This is a genomic window from Curtobacterium flaccumfaciens UCD-AKU, from assembly GCF_000349565.1.
GTDB lineage: Bacteria > Actinomycetota > Actinomycetes > Actinomycetales > Microbacteriaceae > Curtobacterium > Curtobacterium poinsettiae.
The window spans coordinates 1-672 of record NZ_KB714626.1 but is presented as its reverse complement, the minus strand read 5'-3'; the positions used below and the strand labels follow the sequence as shown (position 1 = coordinate 672).

Below are 672 nucleotides of genomic sequence, written 5' to 3'. Positions count from 1 at the left end.
CCTCGGCGCCGGCACCTGGGCGTTCGGGTTCGACCACGCGAAGACCCGTGCCGGCCAGTGCGACTTCGCGCGGAAGCGGATCACCGTGAGCCGTCACCTGGCCACCCGGTTCTCCGACCACGACGTCGAGCAGGTCCTGCTGCACGAGGTCGCCCACGCCCTCGCCGGCGCACGGGCGGCACACGGACCGAAGTGGAAGCGCACGGCCGCGTCGATCGGGTACACCGGCTCCCGCCTGCACGACGGGCCGATCGCCAGCGAGCTCGCACCGTGGATCGGCAGCTGCCCCGCGGGCCACGAGCACTTCCGGTACCGCACCCCCACACGCCCCCTGGCCTGTGCCCGCTGCTCCCGACGGTTCGACGCCCGGAACGTCATCACCTGGCGGCGCCGGACCGCGGACGACGACGCGGCCACGATGGCGTCGACTACCGCATGAGGTGCCCGACGCACGGAGGCGCGCCGGTAACCCGTTAGCCTGGACGGATGCACACGGGGCAGCACATCCGCACGGACGCCGGTTCCTCCTGGTTCTTCGACGCCGGACGGATCGCGCTCGACTTCGCGCACACGGGTGGCTTCGCCGACGACTCCGCCGGACGACGCCCGCGGTCGCAGCTCGGCGAACTGCTCGCGAGCCCGGCCGACCTGGACGAGTGGCTCAGCGAGCAC

General features: G+C 72.9%; 2 protein-coding genes. Both read left to right on the top strand.

Going from position 1 to position 672, the window contains the following annotated elements:
• A partial coding sequence (locus tag H489_RS29985; RefSeq protein WP_017887488.1) for a SprT-like domain-containing protein occupies positions 1-439 on the top strand: 439 nt, incomplete at its 5' end.
• A gap of 47 nt (positions 440-486) precedes the next feature.
• Positions 487-672: ABATE domain-containing protein (locus H489_RS0119320; protein WP_031259934.1), on the top strand; the 186-nt coding region annotated here is incomplete at its 3' end.